The sequence below is a fragment of the Pseudomonas sp. KB_15 genome, from assembly GCF_052114525.1.
Lineage (GTDB): Bacteria > Pseudomonadota > Gammaproteobacteria > Pseudomonadales > Pseudomonadaceae > Aquipseudomonas.
Map to the genome: position 1 here is coordinate 1 of NZ_JBFREX010000068.1, position 18018 is coordinate 18018.

The 18018-nt window shown below is 61.6% G+C and carries 16 protein-coding genes and 2 pseudogenes; 7 read left to right on the forward strand and 11 right to left on the reverse strand.

Annotation, left to right across the window (positions count from 1 at the left end):
• Positions 1-504, reverse strand: a pseudogene (locus AB4Z35_RS28360) (copper oxidase); the annotation flags it as partial.
• Positions 505-1054: 550 nt separating this feature from the next.
• Entirely contained in the window at positions 1055-1513 is a 459-nt protein-coding gene (locus AB4Z35_RS28365) for an HvfA family oxazolone/thioamide-modified RiPP metallophore (protein WP_442100844.1), read from the reverse strand.
• 617 nt (positions 1514-2130) lie between these two features.
• On the opposite strand from AB4Z35_RS28365, the gene AB4Z35_RS28370 reads away from it, so the two are divergent.
• On the forward strand, positions 2131-2484 hold the full coding sequence (locus AB4Z35_RS28370; RefSeq protein ID WP_442100846.1) for a DUF6124 family protein: 354 nt from the start codon (positions 2131-2133) through the stop codon (positions 2482-2484).
• A gap of 300 nt (positions 2485-2784) precedes the next feature.
• The gene (locus tag AB4Z35_RS28375) at positions 2785-4050 is read left to right on the forward strand and encodes an epoxide hydrolase family protein (RefSeq protein ID WP_442100848.1); all 1266 of its coding nucleotides are present in this window, start codon (positions 2785-2787) and stop codon (positions 4048-4050) included.
• 19 nt (positions 4051-4069) lie between these two features.
• Here AB4Z35_RS28375 and AB4Z35_RS28380 read toward each other — a convergent pair whose 3' ends face one another.
• The gene (locus AB4Z35_RS28380) at positions 4070-5086 is read right to left on the reverse strand and encodes a M14 family zinc carboxypeptidase (protein WP_442100850.1); all 1017 of its coding nucleotides are present in this window, start codon (positions 5084-5086) and stop codon (positions 4070-4072) included.
• Positions 5087-5257: 171 nt separating this feature from the next.
• Between AB4Z35_RS28380 and AB4Z35_RS28385 the strand changes: the two are divergent.
• A pseudogene (locus AB4Z35_RS28385) lies at positions 5258-5743 on the forward strand (TetR family transcriptional regulator C-terminal domain-containing protein); the annotation flags it as partial.
• Here the strand turns inward: AB4Z35_RS28385 and AB4Z35_RS28390 are convergent.
• The 6 genes from AB4Z35_RS28390 to AB4Z35_RS28415 form a co-directional block, all read right to left on the reverse strand.
• The gene (locus AB4Z35_RS28390) at positions 5699-6703 is read right to left on the reverse strand and encodes a DMT family transporter (RefSeq protein WP_442100852.1); all 1005 of its coding nucleotides are present in this window, start codon (positions 6701-6703) and stop codon (positions 5699-5701) included. The pseudogene AB4Z35_RS28385 and the gene AB4Z35_RS28390 overlap by 45 nt on opposite strands.
• On the reverse strand, positions 6703-7401 hold the full coding sequence (locus AB4Z35_RS28395) for an ABC transporter permease subunit (RefSeq protein WP_007999837.1): 699 nt from the start codon (positions 7399-7401) through the stop codon (positions 6703-6705). The genes AB4Z35_RS28390 and AB4Z35_RS28395 overlap by 1 nt, the downstream gene beginning before the upstream one ends.
• Before the next feature lie 18 nt (positions 7402-7419).
• The gene (locus tag AB4Z35_RS28400; protein WP_007981895.1) at positions 7420-8133 is read right to left on the reverse strand and encodes an ABC transporter permease; all 714 of its coding nucleotides are present in this window, start codon (positions 8131-8133) and stop codon (positions 7420-7422) included.
• Between the two features lie 140 nt (positions 8134-8273).
• A complete protein-coding gene (locus tag AB4Z35_RS28405; protein WP_204930713.1) occupies positions 8274-9056 on the reverse strand; it encodes a transporter substrate-binding domain-containing protein in 783 nt (260 codons plus the stop codon).
• A gap of 27 nt (positions 9057-9083) precedes the next feature.
• The gene (locus AB4Z35_RS28410; protein WP_442100855.1) at positions 9084-11087 is read right to left on the reverse strand and encodes an aminotransferase class I/II-fold pyridoxal phosphate-dependent enzyme; all 2004 of its coding nucleotides are present in this window, start codon (positions 11085-11087) and stop codon (positions 9084-9086) included.
• Between the two features lie 156 nt (positions 11088-11243).
• Positions 11244-12644 carry an MFS transporter gene (locus tag AB4Z35_RS28415; protein ID WP_442100857.1) on the reverse strand — a complete coding sequence of 467 codons (1401 nt, stop codon included), beginning with the start codon at positions 12642-12644 and terminating at the stop codon, positions 11244-11246.
• Between the two features lie 216 nt (positions 12645-12860).
• Between AB4Z35_RS28415 and AB4Z35_RS28420 the strand changes: the two genes are divergently transcribed.
• Positions 12861-13745, forward strand: coding sequence for a LysR family transcriptional regulator (locus AB4Z35_RS28420; protein ID WP_442100859.1), 885 nt, complete (start codon positions 12861-12863; stop codon positions 13743-13745).
• A 182-nt stretch (positions 13746-13927) separates the two neighbouring features.
• A complete protein-coding gene (locus AB4Z35_RS28425; RefSeq protein WP_442100861.1) occupies positions 13928-14347 on the forward strand; it encodes an organic hydroperoxide resistance protein in 420 nt (139 codons plus the stop codon).
• Positions 14348-14521: 174 nt separating this feature from the next.
• Here AB4Z35_RS28425 and AB4Z35_RS28430 read toward each other — a convergent pair whose 3' ends face one another.
• Positions 14522-14974, reverse strand: coding sequence for a cupin domain-containing protein (locus AB4Z35_RS28430; protein WP_442100863.1), 453 nt, complete (start codon positions 14972-14974; stop codon positions 14522-14524).
• 163 nt (positions 14975-15137) lie between these two features.
• Complete coding sequence (locus AB4Z35_RS28435; protein WP_442100865.1) at positions 15138-15632, reverse strand: winged helix-turn-helix transcriptional regulator; 495 nt, start codon at positions 15630-15632, stop codon at positions 15138-15140.
• Between the two features lie 99 nt (positions 15633-15731).
• On the opposite strand from AB4Z35_RS28435, the gene AB4Z35_RS28440 reads away from it, so the two are divergent.
• Both AB4Z35_RS28440 and AB4Z35_RS28445 read left to right on the forward strand, forming a co-directional pair.
• On the forward strand, positions 15732-16364 hold the full coding sequence (locus AB4Z35_RS28440) for an isochorismatase family cysteine hydrolase (protein WP_442100867.1): 633 nt from the start codon (positions 15732-15734) through the stop codon (positions 16362-16364).
• A complete protein-coding gene (locus tag AB4Z35_RS28445) occupies positions 16364-17929 on the forward strand; it encodes an aldehyde dehydrogenase (NADP(+)) (protein WP_442100869.1) in 1566 nt (521 codons plus the stop codon). Before AB4Z35_RS28440 ends, AB4Z35_RS28445 begins: the two co-directional genes overlap by 1 nt.
• Positions 17930-18018: the final 89 nt, after the last annotated feature.

An 18018-nucleotide genomic window follows, 5' to 3' on the forward strand; every position in this document is an offset into this window, starting at 1 on the left:
TAGCGCATTGGAATACTGCGACGGAAACGGGTACAGCCCCGGCTGGCGCATGAAGGCTTCGAGCGCCGCGGCCGAAGGGCCGCTGCGGGCGATGCTGTTCGGGTCCTGCACGGGAGCCGGGCCGACGGTCGGAACCGGGAAAGTCAGGGGCGGTGCCGGCAGTGTCGGGTCGAGTTTCTCCGTGCCGAATTCTTCGAACAGCAGCAGCTGCTGGGTGTACGGCTGGGCCCCGAACAATGGGCTGGGCTTGCCATTGGTGGGGATTTTGAAGGATGTCTGCAGGGCTGGCGGCAGCACGTTGTCGGTCGTTGGCGTGGTGCGGGTGCCAAAAACGCCATTGGGCAGGGCGATGGCGCCCTGGTTGGCGGGTGGCATGGCCCGTATGGCATCCAGCGCGGCCTTGGGGTCGGCCGGCGGGTTGGTAAACACCGAGGGGTCCGTCGGTGGTGGCGGGCCGAAATCATCCAATGGCGCGGCTTCTGCCGTGGCCAAGCTAAGGAACATCGCACAAGGCAGGCTTGATTTGCGCAGCAAACCGGAGGAATCGCAAGATGGAGTCGCGCGTTTCATTTTTCACCCCTCGCGTGATGTCCCGTCGTCTCCATAGCCGGGACGACAGCTGTTGCGGGTGCCAGGGGGGTGTGCAACTAATGAGCCACTACCATGGAGCGAAGACAAAGTTCAATCTAATTAACAAGCTGTTTCTGAGTGTTTTAAGCCAGAGAAGGGGGAGTGGGGAACATTCCTCAAGTTAGGTGGTAAACGCCCGGTTGGGTGGGTGTAGTGCCCCATTTAAGGGGATAGAAGCGACCGCACTTCACCGACCGTATTTGTTAGGGGCTGCTTGCCCTAAAGCGACATAGATTTGACTGGTCGAGAAGGGCCGCTTTTGGCCGTTCTCTGCCGGTCATGCTGACAAAGCCTGCTGGTCAAACCCGATGCAATCGGTGGTCAATTAGAGTGCAATTCCGCACCTGACGACCAAACCACTACTGCCCACGCAAAAAACCCTTCCTGCGCGTCAACACAGGAAGGGTTTCTTGTTTGCGGCTAATCAGTCTTTAGCCTGGCTCAACTTGGTGAACAGCTCGGTCGGTACTTTCTTGCCGTTGGAGGTGTACTGGTTGGTGCGGAACTTGTACACCTCCCCCTCGGACAGGAAACCGTCGCCGTTGGTGTCCATCGCCTTGAATTCCTCTGTGCCCTTGGGCGCCACGGCCAGCAGTTCCTTGAGCGACACGCGACCGTCATGATCGGCGTCGGTCCTGGCGAACGAGGCATCGCCGCACTTGCCTTCACCGCACTTGCCCTCGGCCTGGGTCTTTTGCACGCTGGCTTCGGCGCCGCACTTGCCTTCGCCACACTTGCCTTCACTGGTCTTTTCCGCGGAGGCCAGTTGATAGCCCTGCGGCAAGGCTTCGGCGGAAAACGCCGAGGACGCGAAGTTGATACCGCCGACCAGTGCAACAGCGATCAGGCCAATACGGGTTTTGTTCGACTGGATACGAGACATGTTGATACTCCGGATCAATGGCGTGGCGGGACCACTATTGGTCGTACCACAAGGGTTAATGAACCTGGTTGCGAGGTGCGGGATGCATCTCGCTTTGGCAGGTCTATTTGGCCCCAGTGGTGTATCCCGGCTGTATCCGTGAAGAGTGGGTTTTGTATGGCTGTATGCGGATCTCGTGCGCTGATACACAGCGATACACGAAAGCCGGTCTTCAGTTGATCAGGGATGTTTTTGCTCGCGTGGGGATCGCTCGACATTGCCCACGAGCGCTTGTTTAAAAAGGTTGTAGGGTATTTCCTGCGGGCTACAAGACCTTGCGTCGTTGCCTACGGGTACGCCAGAATCCGCCGGCTTGTGCGCCTGAGGTCCAGGTTCTATCGTTTTCGCGTCGTTGCCAATTCAGCGACCAGGCTGGAACCCTGATGAATAAACGGCGCACGACGCCCTTCATAACCTGTGCTTGCACGCTTTTAAGTGTGTACTCCGTTATGGCGGCTGTGCGTGGGAGACCTTAGGGTCTGCCGGGTTTCCGTTTCCCGGGTTCCAGCCTGCGTACAGCTGCCACCCTTCGCTTGGAACCGAATGGTGCAGCGTTAACTCGAAGACGGAGAGTTGCCATGTTCAAGGTCACCCCCAACCCGCCGGACACCGATCCGGCATCCCAGTACGAACCCGATTCAAAAACCCTCAACGAGGCCGCCGAACGCGCACTCGCCTTCCCCTCGACCGCCGACATCAAAGCCACACCGCGCACGCCAGGCTCGCTGTTTACCGTAGACCCCAAGGTCGATACCGAAACCCTGATGGTGTACCTGGTCGAGACCCTGGCCTCGGTCGATGTGATGGTGCACCAGTTGGTGGATCATCTGGACGGCGGATCGCGCAATGCCCTGCTGGGGATTTCCAACAGTGTGATGTTGGCGGAGATCACGGCGAATCGGGTGCTGGACCAAATCGACCCGCCTGAGTAGATGTAGCATGCTGCGACGAGTGATGTTGTTCACGTTGGGCTGTGCGGCTGCCATTTTTTGGGACCGCTGCGCGGCCCATCGCGAGCAAGCTCGCTCCCACAGGGACTTGGGGTAGTCCATTAAAAAAAGGCTGAGCCAGTATCGACTCACCCCTTCCCGCCGATGGTCGTTCCAGTGCCGTCGTCTGCGAGAACCTGCTTGCGCGCCCCGTCGAACGGGATCAGTCTCGGGAGCAGCATTGGCCTTCGCACATGCGCTCCGGGCAAGGACGAAGGCATACCTCTCAACGAGGATATGAAGATGAAATCCGCTTTCGTCGTCCTGCTATTGACCCTCGCACTGTGCAACTCGCCCCTGGTGAGCGCCGCCCCCGCCGCCGACGCCATTGTGCCCTTCCACGTCGATATTTCGGATCAACAACTCACTGACCTGCGCAGCCGCATCGCGGCTACGCGCTGGCCGGACAAGGAGACGGTGGGTGATCGATCCCAGGGGGCGCAGCTTGAGAAATTGCAGGCGCTGGTTCGCTACTGGGGCACGGACTATGACTGGCGCAAGGCCCAGGCGCAGCTCAATGCCTTGCCCCAGTACACGACCACCCTCGAGGGAGTCTCTATCCATTTTATCTGGGTGCGCTCGCCGCGGCCGAATGCGTTACCGATGATCCTGACCCACGGTTGGCCAGGCTCTGTACTGGAGTTCATCAAGGTGGTCGGCCCGCTCACCGATCCGGCCGCTCATGGGGGCAATGGCGCGGATGCATTCGACGTGGTGATTCCGTCGATCCCTGGCTACGGCTTCTCCGGCAAACCGACTGAACCCGGATGGGACCCGGACCATGTGGCCCGGATCTGGGGGCAATTGATGCAGCGACTGGGGTACTCCCGCTACGTCGCCCAGGGTGGCGACTGGGGCGGCCCCATCACGAGCGCCATGGCGCGTCAGTCCGTGCCCGGGTTACTGGGCATTCACCTCAACCTGCCGGCGACGGTGCCACCGGAGGCGACCGCCGCACTCGCTGCCGGTGGTCCTGCGCCTGCGGGGTATTCCGAGCAGGAACTCGCGACCTACGACGCGCTGGCCGCCTCCATTAAACAGGGAAACCTGGCCTACAGCGCGATGATGGCCGCGCGGCCGCAAATGATTGGCTACGGCGTAACGGACTCCCCGGCATTCCTCGCAGCGTTCATGCTCGGTCACCCGGGATTCGCCAAGTGGACTTATGGCGCCGACCCACAGCAATCGCCAGGCAAGGATGAAGTGCTGGACGACATCACCTTGTACTGGTTGACGAACAGCGGCGCCTCGGCAAGCCGGTTCTATTGGGAAAACAAAGGTCGCAGCCCGCTTTTTTCCGCGGCACAGAAGACCGGCGACATCACACTGCCGGTGGCCGTCACAGTCTTCCCCGACGATGTCTATTTCCCGCCGGAGAGCTGGGCCCGACGCGCCTATCACAACCTGATCTACTTCCATCAGGCGGCCAAGGGCGGCCATTTCGCAGCGTGGGAACAGCCGGAGCTCTTTACCGAGGAAGTGCGCACGGCGTTTCGGCCGCTGCGCTGACTCACGGGGCCGCGTCGCATCAATTGGGGTCCAGCAACCCGCCGCTCCAGTTACGTGACACCCGGCTGCCGGTGAATTTCGCCACGCCCATGCCCTGGGCTATCAGTCGATCGCGATAGCGAGTCACCAGCCGCCCCGCTTGCTCGGCATGCAGGACCACTTCGGAGGACGGATCGCCCGGGGTCCTGAGGATCCGGGCAAAGCGCTGCCCTTCTTCGACAAAATCCCCCAGCTCCTTTTCGAAGATCAGCACGCCGGGTTGCGGAGCGAGGATGGTTTCCATGTGGCCCATTTCCACAGCCTCGACAGGCCAGTCTGCAGGCGCCACTGACTCATCGATGACGCCGCAACCGCACAGCCAGTTGTACAGCCCTTCGGCATCCGACTCGGCGAAACGATCGCTGACATCGCCCTGCCCGCGCAGCTCCAGAGTTGCAGCCATACGCCCGGCAGTGACTCCATCACGTATCCACGGGGCAATGATGGTTTCTTCGAAGGAACCGTCGCCGCCGTCATCCCAGATGATCGCCACGTCCATCTTCATCGCCACCGCCAGTTCGCGACCGCGCGGCCAGAAACTGCGGTGTACGTAGAGGTACGGCAAGGCCTCGTCGTCGGTGTGCAGGTCGAGCATCACATCGGCCGTGGCGGCCAGTTGCACCAGTTTCTTTTGCCATTGCTGAACGCAGGTCGAAGGTCGCGCCATGGCCGCCGACTGGTCGAACGAGCGATTGAAGTTGTGCCCGGTCGCGTCGTGATAACGGCCGAGAATCCGACCCTGACGAAACTGCCCGATACCCAGTGGATTGGCCTGCGGCACCACGGTCAGGTTGCCCTTGAGCCGGCCCTGGGCCTCGGCCACCTGAAGCCGTTGCATCAGCCGGTGCAGGACCAGCATCCCGGCGATTTCATCGGCATGTACGCCGGCCTGCAGGTGCACGTTCGGCCCGCTGCCATCGCCTGCATAACGCCAGGCACCGACCCGCACGGCATCGCCGTTGTTGTTGCGCACGCTGAACGAAATATCCTGCGGCATTGGCTTTCCCTCCCGTCATGAACGTTGAAAAACGTTGTATCGCTGCTGTCGAGGCTGGTGATTGAACGGACGTTCAACTAAGCTCGGCATCGTGGAACCTCACCCAAGGACAGCCTTGTGACTACCGATGCCCCGAAAAACCGCCGCGCCGAACCCGATGACCGTCGCGAAATGCTGGTGGCCGCCACCCTGCGCTGCCTCGGCCGCGACGGTCACGCCGGGATATCCGTACGGCGTATCGCCACCGAGGCCGGGGTGTCCGTGGGTTTGCTCAACCATCACTTCGGCAGCATCGAGGCACTGATCGCCGACACCTACCAGCGACTTGCGAGCGAACTGACCACGGCCCTGCTCCAGGAAATCGAACAGGCCGAGACACCCGCGCAAAAGATCGATGCCTTCCTGGAAGGCTCGTTCTCGCCCAGGGTCATGGACCCGAAACTGCTCGGCGTGTGGGTGGTGTTCTGGAGCCTGATCCGGCACTCCGAACACGTCAGCCAGTCCCACGAAAAAAGCTACCGCGCCTACYTTGATCTGATCCGCCAGTTGCTCGACGGGCTGGCCGCCAGCGAAGGCTTCGTGATTCACGACACCCGCCTGGCCGCCATCGGCCTATCGGCGATGCTCGACGGTCTCTGGCTCGAGTGGTGCCTGAACCCCGAGACCTTCAGCGCCGCCAACGGACTCCATATCTGCCGTTGCTGGATAAAGGGGCTGCGTCACGGAGCATTCAGCACCGACGACGTCTTGTGAGGCGTGCCGGCCGAAGATCATCGCCAGGGTGCCGCTGACGGCGATCAATCCGGCACCGATCATCAGCGACGTATCCATCAGCGTGCCCCAGACCAGGCTCGACAACGCAAACGCCCAGATCAGCCCGGTGTATTCGAACGGCGCGAGCAAGGTCGCGGTGGCGCGGCGGAAACTGGCGAACAACAGGAACTGGCCGATACCACCCACCAGGCCGGCGCCGAGCATGCCCAGCCAGGCCGGTGTCGGTGACGGCGTGTGGGTCCACGGCAACGCGACCGTCATGCACAGCACAAACACCACGTTGGTGATCAGCATCTGCTCCAGCACTGAGGTCTGTTCATCCACCTGACGCAACTGGATGTAGGTGAACGCCCAGCACATCGCCGCCAGCAGGGTCAGGACGATCGGCAACGGATCGGTCATGTTGTCGGGGCGACAGGCAATGACCACCCCGACAAAACCGATGATCAGGCTGAACCACTGCCAGCCGCTGGCGCGCTCCTTGAGAATCACCGCCGCCAGCACCGTGACCATGATCGGCGCGGAGAAATACAGGGTGGTCATCTCGGCCAGGGTCAGGTCCCGGGCCGCTGTGTAGTACAGCAGCCAGGCGACGATCGACAGTAAACCGCGGACCACCAGCAGGCGTCGGCTCGGCGAGCGCCAGGCCCGCTGGATCAGGCGCATGCGCCCCGCCAGCATCACCGCGGCGACCACCACCAGGCTGCGCCAGAACAGGATGGTCACCACTGAATAATCGGCCACCAGCCACTTGATGGCCGCATCCTGCAACGCCAGGAACGCGTAGCCCAGGGTGCACAGGCCAATGCCTTGCAGCGACCGATCCATCCGTGGCGAACTCATCAGGCCGACCTGCGCACCGGCGTCCCGCGCCGTTCGGCAAAGGCAAACAGCGCCTCGATCAGGAAGGTCAGGCACACGTAGACCCCGGCCACCAGTAACAAGGGTTCGTACACTTGCAGGGTTTGGGCGCGGACCACGTTKGCGGCGCCCAACAGGTCAATCACGGCGATGGTCGAGGCCAATGCCGTGGACTTGAGCAGCATCACGGTCTCCCCCGCCAGGGTCGGCAACAGCAGACGCAGGGCCCTGGGCAAGCGCACTCGCAACAACGACTGGCGCGCCGTCATGCCAAAGGCCGACGCAGCCTCCATCTCCCCCTTGGGCACAGCCAGCAGGCCACCACGAATCACTTCGCCGACATAGGCCCCCATCGACACCACCAGGGCGAACACGATGTACCAGTAACCATCACGCAGATAAGGCCAGAGAAAGCTGCCACGAATCAGCGGGAACTGGGCAAACAGGCTGCCCAGCCCGTAGTAGTAGATGTAGATCTGGATCAGCAACGGCGTGCCGCGTGTCACGCTGGTGTAGAACAGGCTGACCTTGGCGATCACCTTGTTTTTCGAGATCCGCGCCAGCGCCACCAGCACCGCCAGCAGGTAACCGAACACACTGGATACCAACAGAATGACGAGGGTCGTTTGCAGCCCCCGGCCCAACAGCGCCGCGTATTCAACTATCCACGCTGGAATCATTTCGTTCTCTCTGCCGGTTCAGTCAACAAGAGGCATCCAGCGACGAATGCGTCGCTCCAACCGTCCCGAAAGATAGTTCGACGCCAACGTCACCGCGTAATACAACGCCGCAGCCGTGAGGTAGAACAACAGATAGTGGCGCGTCGATCCCGCGCCTTGTTTGGCGGTGTAAAGCAGCTCGTTGGTGCCGACCACGCTGATCAGCGCACTGTCCTTGATCAGGTTGATCCACAGGTTGGCCATCCCGGCCATGGCGTAAGGCGCCATGATCGGCAGCGTGACCCGGCGGAACAGACCGAAACCGTTCAGGCCGAACGCCTTGGCCGCTTCGATCTGGCCGAAGGGAATCGCCTGGATCGCCGCGCGGAAAATCTCCGAGGCGTAGGCACCCTGCACCAGCCCCAGCACCACGATGGCCGCCAGCGGACCGCTGACATTCACCACACCGTAGCCGAGCCGGGTCATCAGTGAGTTGAGGAGCATGGAACCGACGTAGTACAGCAACAGAATCAGCAGCAATTCCGGAACCGCCCGGAACAACGTGGTGTAGCCGCGCATCAGCGCCGCAATCGGCTTCGGCGCGCCAAGCTTGAGACAAGCCACCACCAGCCCGATGGCCAGCCCGAGCACAAAGGCCCCGGCCGAAATCTGCAGGGTCATCCAGAGCCCCTTCAACAGCGCACTGCCCCATCCCTGTTCGGTGAAATTGATCAAATCGAACATTGCCGGCATATCAACCTCCAGTAAAAACAACACCGGACCTTGTGGGAGCGGGCTTGCTCGCGAAAGCGGTGTGCCAGTCGACATCAATGTTGAATGTCATACCGTTTTCGCGAGCAAGCCCGCTCCCACAGGGGATTGCGTTCAGTTCATCAGAACGCAGGTTTCACGCTGGTACCGAAGTAGCTCTGGGACAGGTCGTCGTAGTCCTTGCTCGCCAGCAATTGCTGGATGGCCTTGTCGAGTCTGGCCTTGAGTTCGGTGTCGTCCTTGCGCAAGCCGGCCCCTACGCCTTTGCCAAAGATCGGGTCATAAGGCACGGTGCCCAGGTAGGCAAGGTCCTTGGCATCCGGGGTTTTGACGAACGAAGCCATGGCGGTGCCGTCGGCCATCATCAGGTCGATGCGGCCGGCAATCAGGTCGGCGTTGGCCGAGTCCTGGGTGTCGTAGTACTTAACGTCGGCAATTTTTTCGTAGTAGGTCTTCAGGTAACTGGCGCTCACGGTCGAGTTCTGCACGCCGATGATCTTGCCCTTGAGGTCATCCGGGTACTTCTTCACCGACGCCTCTTTCGGGCCGACGACGGCAATCGCCGAATCGTAGTAGGCCTTGCTGAAGGCGATCTGTTTTTCGCGTTCCTCGGTCACCGACATCGAGGAAAAAATCACGTCGATCTTCTTCGCCAGCAGCGACGGAATGATGCCGTCCCACGCCACTTCCTTGATCTCGCAATCGGCTTTCATTTCGCTGCACAGCTTGTGGATCAGGTCGACTTCAAAACCCTTCCACTCACCGTTGGCCTGTTTCTCGGTGTACGGCGGATAGGGTTCCGCTGCCACTGCGAACCTGATCGGCTGTGCTTGCGCCGCACTCATGCCGGCCAGCAATACGCAGGCCGCACCGGTCAACCAGTTTGCAAAACGTCGATTTCCCATGTTGTTTTCCCGTCTTTTTATGATGAGTTAGCGAGTCTGATGAGCGTTGACGAATTGTCGGCAACGCTCGCTGCGTGGGTGTACGAACACTTCGTCCGGCGAACCGGTTTCCTCGATCAGCCCTTGATGCAAAAAGGCGACTTTGGAAGAGACATCGCGTGCGAAAGCCATTTCATGAGTCACCAGGATCATGGTCCGGCCTTCTTCGGCGAGGGAGCGGATCACCCGCAGCACTTCCCCGACCAGTTCCGGGTCGAGTGCCGAGGTGGGTTCATCGAACAGCATGACCTTGGGCCGCATGGCCAGGGCCCGGGCGATGGCCACCCGTTGTTGCTGTCCCCCGGAGAGAAACGCCGGGTACTCGTTGCGCTTGGCCGCAAGCCCCACGCGTTCGAGCAGGGCTTCGGCCCGTTCTGTGGCCTCCGCACGGCTTTCACGCAGGACCTGGGTCGGCGCTTCGATGAGGTTTTCCAGCACCGTGCGATGGGGCCAGAGGTTGAAGTTCTGGAACACCATGCCCAGGCTGGAACGGATGCGTACAAGCTGTTTAGCGTCCGACACCAGCGGTGCACCGGGACGATTCTGGTTAAGGTGAATGCTTTCGCCATCGACCAGGATGCGCCCCTGGTCCGGCACTTCGAGCATATTGATGCAGCGCAGCAAGGTACTTTTGCCCGAGCCGCTGGCACCGATCAGGGAGATCACCTCGCCCTCGCGGGCCGTCAGGGAAACGCCTTTGAGCACTTCGATATTGCCGAAGCGTTTGTGCAGGCGATCGACCTCGATCATGGTCTTGGCCGCGGCCGGTTCGATGGTTGCAGTACTGATCACCGTACCGATCACCGGCCTCGGCGCTTCGCCCTTGAGCACCCCGACAAAATCACGAATTCGCTGACAGGCCTGGGCCAGTCGCTCGTCACTCAGGGTGAACGAAAGCCGTACAAAACCCTGGGCCGGCTCACCGAATGCCGCCGCATCCAGCACCGAGACACCGGCTTCACGCAACAGGCGCCAGGCGAATTCAAGCGAGGTCAGGCCGGTGCCGCGCACATCCACCAGCACGAACATGCCCGCATCGGGGTTGAGCACGCTGATGCCCGGGCAATCGGCCAGGCCGGACACCACCAGGTCGCGGCGCCGGCGATAGATCTCGCGCATGCCGTGGGTGACTTCATCATGGGACTGCACGGCCTTGAGCGCCGCTTCCATGACAAACCCGGGCAAGCCGTACAGCATGCTCAGCACCAGGGTTTCGACATGATTGACCAGGGCTTCATTGGCCACGACCCAGCCGATGCGCCAACCGGTCATGGCATGGGATTTCGACAGGCTGCCGATCACCACGCAGCGCTCGGCCATGCCCGGCAACGCCGCCAGACTCAGGTGTTCACGCTCGTAGGCGAGGCTTTCGTAGACCTCGTCCACCACCACCCACAGGTCATGGGCGATGGCGAGGTCGGTGATGGCTTGCAGCTCTTCGCGGCCCAGCACCACGCCGGTGGGGTTGTTCGGGTTGGAGAAGAAAATCGCCCGGGTGCGCGGGGTAATGGCCTTGGCCAGCACGGCAGCATCGAGGCGAAAACCCGAGTCCGCCGCACAGGGCACCCGCACCAGCGTGGCGCCGGACGCCTTGAGCGTGGCTTCGTAGGTGACATACATCGGATCGAGGGCGATCACTTCGTCGCCAGCACCGAGCAGGCACATCGAGGTGGCGAACAAGGCGTTCTGCGCACCTGCCGTGAGAATGATGTTCGACGCCTGCAGTTCGCGGTCGATCAGTTGGCTGTAGCGACCGGCGATGGCCTCGCGCAAGGCCTGGCGACCGGCGATTTCGGTGTAGTGGGTATCCCCTTCGCGCAAGGCGTGGATGGCGGCGTCGGTAATGAAATCGGGGGTGGGGAAATCCGGGTCGCCGACGCTGAGGATGATCACGTCCTCGCCATTGCGCTGTGCCGCATTGGCCGCGTAGTGAATATCCCAGGCGGCAACGCCCTGGCCACTGATCCGCTCAACAAAGGGTGAAAACCGCATGCCAGTGCCTCGTTCGAATTGAAGAAACGCAAGCCCGCAACCAGCCGGGGGAAGGTGACCCCAACATAGTCGAGACTGAACACTCGTTCAACAGAAAACTCACAAGGCTTCGCGATCAGCGCAAACAGGTCGTTTTCACGACAGTCGCGCCGTTTTTCAGCACGACGCGATCAGGCGACGTGAAACGATTTTGCTGACTGCTCCCATCACCAGAGCCACGAGAATCAGCCCCGCAGCAACCGCAAACGTCAACCGCATCCCCTGCGCGATTGCCTCAGGTTGCGCCTGCAAAATATCGTGGCTGGCCGTGCCGAAGGCGAACACAGCGCCCATGATCGAGGCGCCCGTGATCAACCCGAGATTGCGCGACAACCCGAGCAAACCGGACACCACGCCACGCTGCGGCGTCGCAATATTGGACATGACGGCGGTATTGTTGGCCGCCTGGAACAGCGCATAACCGGCGGTAATGACCGCCAGTGGCACGATGTAGCCGAGCGCACCGAAGTTCGTCGGCACGGCGGGCAGGATGCAAGCGCCGGTCAACATGGCAATCAATCCGAGCGTGCGAGATCGATGTGCGCCCAATCCGTCGACCCATCGACCCGCCGGAACCCCGACCAGTGCGGCGACCAGCGGCCCTGTCGACATCACCAGGCCAACGCTCACTGCATTCAACGCCAGTGCGCCGGTGAGATAAAACGGCCCCACCACCAGGGTGGCCATGACCACGGTCGTCACCAGCATGCTCATGGCGAAACCTGCGCTCAGCTGCGGATTGCGGAACATCGTCAGTCGAACCAGCGGCGACTCGGCCGTGCGCTCGACGAACACAAACACGCCCGCCCCAACCACCGCCACCAGCAACAGTGCCGTGTTCAGCGGACCAAAACTGCCACGCCCGAGGGTCATCGCCAGCGCATAGGCCAGCAGTGTCAGGACCAGTACCAGGGTGCCGAGGACATCGAAAACCGCTCGATCCGCCCTTTTCTCATGGCAATCTTTCGGTAAAAAACGATGCGCGAGCCCCATCGCCAAAACACCCAACGGCACATTGACCAGAAAAATCGCCTGCCACCCCGGATTGGCAATCAAAAAACCGCCGAGGGTCGGGCCGAGCGACGTGCCAATCGCCGACATGGTGCCGAGCAGGCCCATCGCACTGCCCAGTTTTGCCTTGGGTACCGCCCCGCTCACCAGCGCCATGGTCAACGCCATCATGATGGCCGCGCCGATGCCCTGTATGGCCCGGGCAGCAATCAACAACCAGAGACCGGATGAGACGGCACACAGAACTGAAGCGGCGGTAAACACACAAATCCCGATCAACAACAAACGCCGACGGCCAATGATGTCGCCGAGTCGCCCGACACTGACGATCAGTGCCGTGATCGCCAGCAGGTAAGCGAGCACCACCCATTGCACTTGCTGGAAGGAGGCCGAGAACGCCTCGGCCAGTGCCGGTAAACCAACATTGGCAATGCTGGTGCCCAGGGATGACAGCAGCATGGACAGCGACAGGCTGGCCAGCGCGCCCCGAATCGATATGGACTTCATTTTCTCGTGACTCCGCAAACAGGTTGTCTGGAGCCTAAGCCCGGCCATAACATGGCGGAAGACGCAGCATTTGCACTTTATACGTGCATACAACGCCACCTATCTACAAACCAGTGTGGGAGCGGGCTTGCTCGCGAAGGGGTCATCAGCTTCAACATTAACGTCGGCTGACACACCGCTTTCGCGAGCAAGCCCGCTCCCACAAGGATTCACTCCATGCCAGACCTGAATCTGCTGATCACCCTGAACGTGTTGCTCGAAGAAGGCAGCGTGGCCCGTGCGGCGCAGCGTTTGCGCCTGAGCCCGTCAGCCATGAGCCGGGCGCTGGCGCGGTTGCGCGAAACCACGGGCGATCCACTGCTGGTACGGGCCGGGCGCGGGCTCGTGCCCACGCCTCGGGCGCTGGAGTTGCGTGAACGCGTCGGCATGCTGGTGCAAGATGCCGAAGCCGTCCTGCGCCCCGCCGAGGCACTCGACCTCAAGCAACTGGTGCGCGCCTTCACCCTGCGCACCAGCGATGGCTTCGTGGAAAATTTCGGAGCGCCACTGATCGCCCGCATCAACCAGGAGGCACCCGGTGTCCGCTTGAGTTTCGTGCAGAAGCTGAACAAGGACAGCACCCTGCTGCGCGAGGGCTCAGTGGATCTGGAAACCGGTGTGATCGGCGAAACGACCAGCCCGGAAGTGCGGACCCGGATGCTGTTTCGTGACCGGTTCATTGGCGTCGTGCGTGAGGGTCATCCACTGACTCAAGGCGAGATGACAGCGGTTCGTTATGCCGACGCCCGGCACATCCTGGTCTCGCGCCGGGGCCACGAAAAAGGCGTCATGGACGACGCCTTGAGTGAGCTGGGACTGAAACGGGACATCATCACCATCGTCGCCGGCTTCTCTTCGGCGATTGCATTGGCGCGGGCTTCAGACCTGGTGGCCAGCGTACCGGAGCGACACGTCGGCAACCTGTGCCAGGGGATGCACTGCTTTGCCCTGCCGTTCCCCACGCCGCCGATCACGGTTTCGATGCTGTGGCACCCGCGCATGGACGCCGACCCGGCGCATCGCTGGCTGCGCGGTTGCGTGTGGGAGGTTTGCAGTCAATAAACCCCGGGGCGCGCATTCAAGCGATTTGTATCGAACTGTATTTCCCCCGGCCACCTTACACAGCGATACAAATCCGCCAGGTTCGGGACATATGTGCAGTACATGGAAATGAAAAAGTGGGGCGCATCGGAAAGCGCAGGCTTCCCGAGCATTCCAGCGACCCACTGACAGGAAAAACCACCATGATCAATACAATCGATACCGTGCTGTACACCGGCAAGACCCACACCACCGGCGGCCGCGACGGTCAGGCGCGCAGCACCGATGGACGTCTGGACATCAAGCTTTCGCCTCCCGGCTCTTCGGGTGCCGGCACCAATCCTGAGCAACTGCTGGCGGCGGGTTGGTCGGCTTGTTTCATCGGGGCGATGGGCAAGGCGTGCGTCGCACTGAAAGTGGCCTTGCCAAGCGACGTTGCGGTGGATGCCGAAATCGATCTGGGCAAGTCCGAAAACGCTTTCTTTCTTCAAGCCCGTCTGAATGTCAGCCTGCCGGGCCTGGACCCGACCGTCGCACGCACTGTGGTGGACCTGGCGCATCAGACTTGCCCGTACTCCAAAGCGACCCGCGGGAACATCGACGTCGAGATCAATCTGGTTTGACCGACGCAGAAAAGCCTGGCCTGACGTCTTGATGCCGGTCAGGCCAGGCTTTCTGAACACCGCAATCGTTGTTGTAGGAGCGAGCTTGCTCGCGATGGTCGTTAACGATAACGCGTGTTTACTGGATCAACGCATCGCTCTCGAGACCATCGCGAGCAAGCTCGCTCCTACAGTTCAATCCTTGAGGATCAGCAGCGGCTCGCTTTTCTTGACGATATAGGTCGCCAGCTCCGAGGCTTTGCCCTGGCCCACGTTCTTCGCCACATGGGCGACGCCTTCGGGGATGTACAACGAATCACCGGCCTTGAGCGTCACCGGTGCCCGCCCTTCCAGTTGATACTCAAAGGTGCCGCTGATCACGTGCGCCACTTCTGCGCCCGGGTGAGCATGCCTGGGCGATACCACGCCCGGGTCGAAGTCCACGAGCACCTGAGTGACTTCGCGGTCGGCGGCGCCGAGGTCTTCGCGCAGCAGGTCCGTGCGATGCAGCCCTTGTTGCCAGTTTTTCATTGCCGGAGCCGGCTGTGCCGCCTGAGCTTGAGAGAGGCTCGCGAAGGTCGTAAGTCCTGCGGCGACCAGGGCAATGCCAAGCTTGCCGATGGTGTGACGGGTGTTGATACGCAACATTGCCTTTCCTCCAGTTGAACCATGGCCAGCCGCGCCGAAAATGACACGATGCCGGTGGTTGCATTTGAAGGCCGCCGTGTATCGCCCGGGTGTCTGGAAACCCCGGTTTTGTATGCCCGGGTAACGGCGGGCGTTGCGGATACCTACGGATACAAACCCGCCGCTAGCCCTTGAACGCTTCGCGCCGGGCGCTGCGTTCGGCGCGATAGGCGGCGCTCGGTTCACTGATCAGGTCTGCGCGGCGCAAGGGCTGCCCGCAATGCGCGCAAAGCGGTCCGAGGCCGGCCGGCTCGCCGCAACTGCGGTGGGTATAGACCACCGCCAGGCCTTCCCCAGGCGATTTGCACCAGGTTTCGCCCCAGGCCCGCAGCGCCAGGACCACCGAGTAGAACGCGTCGCCTTTTTCCGTGAGGTGATATTCGTAGCGTTTGGGCCGTTCGCTGTAGGCACGTCGCTCCAGGAGCCCGTCGGCCTCCATGCTCTTCAAGCGCGCCGCGACCATTTGCGGCGTACCGCCGGTCTGCGCCTGGATTTCATCGAAGCGATGACTGCCCATGAACAACTCACGCAGTACCAGCACCGTCCAGCGGTCGCCCACGACGGCTTCGGCCCGGGAAATCGGACACAGGGTTTCGGAAACGGTTGTTTTCACCGACATGCGGTATTGCCTCTTACCTAGTTACTATGATTATCATATCTACGTGAATTGCTGGCAACTACACTTCATCATCCACGGATTATCTTGCGGAGCACCGCCATGTCCAACGCCACCTACCCTCTTGATCGGACGGCCTACCTGCTGGTCGACCCCTACAACGATTTTCTGTCGGAAGGCGGAAAGATCTACCCCTTGATCGAGCCCATTGCCAAGGGCGTCGGCCTGCTCGACAACCTGCGCACGCTTGATCGCACCGTTCGCGGGCTCAACATTCCGGTGGTCATCGTACCGCACCACCGCTGGGAAAAAGGCGACTACGAAGACTGGGATCACCCAAGTCCCACCCAGTGCAAGATCATGCACATGCACCACTTCGCACGCGGCGAATGGGGCGGCGAATGGCACCCCGACTTCGCGCCGCAGGACGGCGACATCGTCGTACAGGAGCATTGGGGCTCCAGTGGTTTTGCCAATACCGACCTCGATTTTCGCCTCAAGCAAAAGGGCATCACCCACGTGATCATCGTCGGCCTGCTGGCCAATACCTGCATCGAGGCAACCGCCCGTTACGCTCAGGAACTCGGCTATCACGTCACCCTGGTACGCGATGCGACCGCGGCCTTCAAGCCGGAGATGATGCATTCGGCCCATGAGCTGAACGGCCCGACCTTCGCTCACGCCATCGTGACCACCGATGAACTGGTTGCCGCACTGGCACAGGCAGGTGTGTGATGCAGTTGACAGGCAACCTGCTGATCGGCGCCAGTGATGTCGGCGCCAGCAAAGGAACCATGAAGGCGCTCAATCCCGCGACAAACCAGCCGATTGAACCGGCGTTCGCACTGGGTGGTGTGGCCGACGTCGACCGGGCTGCGACCCTGGCCGATGAAGCATTCGATGTTTACAGCCATACCTCGCTCACCGTGCGTGCGGAATTCCTTGAACGCATCGCCGACAACCTCGACAGGGTACGCGAGACGCTGGCCGCACGGACCGCCCTGGAAACCGGTCTGCCGCAAGCGCAACTGGAAGGCGAGTCCCTGAAGGCCGCCACCCAGTTCCGCCAGTTCGCCGATGTCGTGCGCAAGGGACGCTTCCTGCAACTGGCCATCGACCCGGAACAACCCGAGCGCCAGCCACGCCCACGCATGGACCATCGCCTGCAAAAAATCGCCGTCGGCCCGGTGGCGATTTTCGGCGCGAGCAACTTCCCCATCGCCTACTCAGTCGCCGGCGGTGATACCGCTTCGGCACTGGCGGCAGGCGCCACCGTCATTCTCAAGGCGCACAATGCGCATCCGGGTGCCTCGGAAATCCAGGCCCGCGCCATTCGTGAGGCGGTGCAAGCGTGCGGGCTGCCCGAAGGCGTGTTCTCCATGGTGCGCGGTTCCGGCAATGCCATCGGCGAAGCGCTGGTCGATCATCCACTGATCAAGGCCGTGACCTTTACCGGTTCCGAACAAGGTGGCATGGCACTGTATCGACGTGCGCAGCAGCGCCCCGACCCGATTCCGGTCTTCGCCGAAATGACCAGCGTCAACCCGACCTTCATCCTGCCCCAGGCACTCGCCGAACGCGGCGCGCAGATCGGCGATGGCTTTGTTGAGCGCATGCTGGTCAATGTCGGGCAAGCCTGTCTCAAACCGGCCATTCTGGTGGCCATCGAAGGCACCGGTTTTGAAGCGTTGCGCCACGCCATGATCAAACGCGTATCCGAGGCCCCCGCACGCACGATGCTGACACCGGGCATCCATGGGGCGTACCTGAGCGGTCTTTGCGCAATCGAAAACGCCGGTGCCCGCCTCGTCGCCGTTGGCTCGACATCGACCGCAGAGGTGGATGGCCGTTCGGCGCTGTTCGAAGTCGATGGCCAACGCTTTCTCGCCGAACCGTTGCTGTCACAGGAGGTATTCGGCCCGTCCGCGCTGCTGGTGAAGGTCAGGGATGAAGAGGAACTGTTGCGGGTAGCGCGCTCATTCAAGGGGCAGCTCAGTGCGACCCTGCATCTTGAACAGGACGATTTGCCACTGGCCCGTCGCTTGCTGCCAACCCTGGAGCGACGCACCGGGCGCATCGTGGTCAATGCCTTTGCCCATCCGCAGGAAGTGTGTTTCGCCACCGTGCACGGCGGGCCGTTTCCAGCCACCTCGGACAGTCGTTTTACCTCGGTGGGCATGACCTCCATCGAGCGCTTCCTGCGCCCGGTGGCTTACCAGGGCTTTCCGGATGCCTTGCTGCCGGAACCTCTGCGCGAGGGCAATCCCTTGGGGCTGCCGCGCCTTGTGGACGGTCATTGAACGAAAATGCGTCTCCGGCCACCATTGACTGCAGGAGCGAGGCTGCTCCTACATTGGTGTTGTGTCAAACACAGTTCTTTTGCCCACTG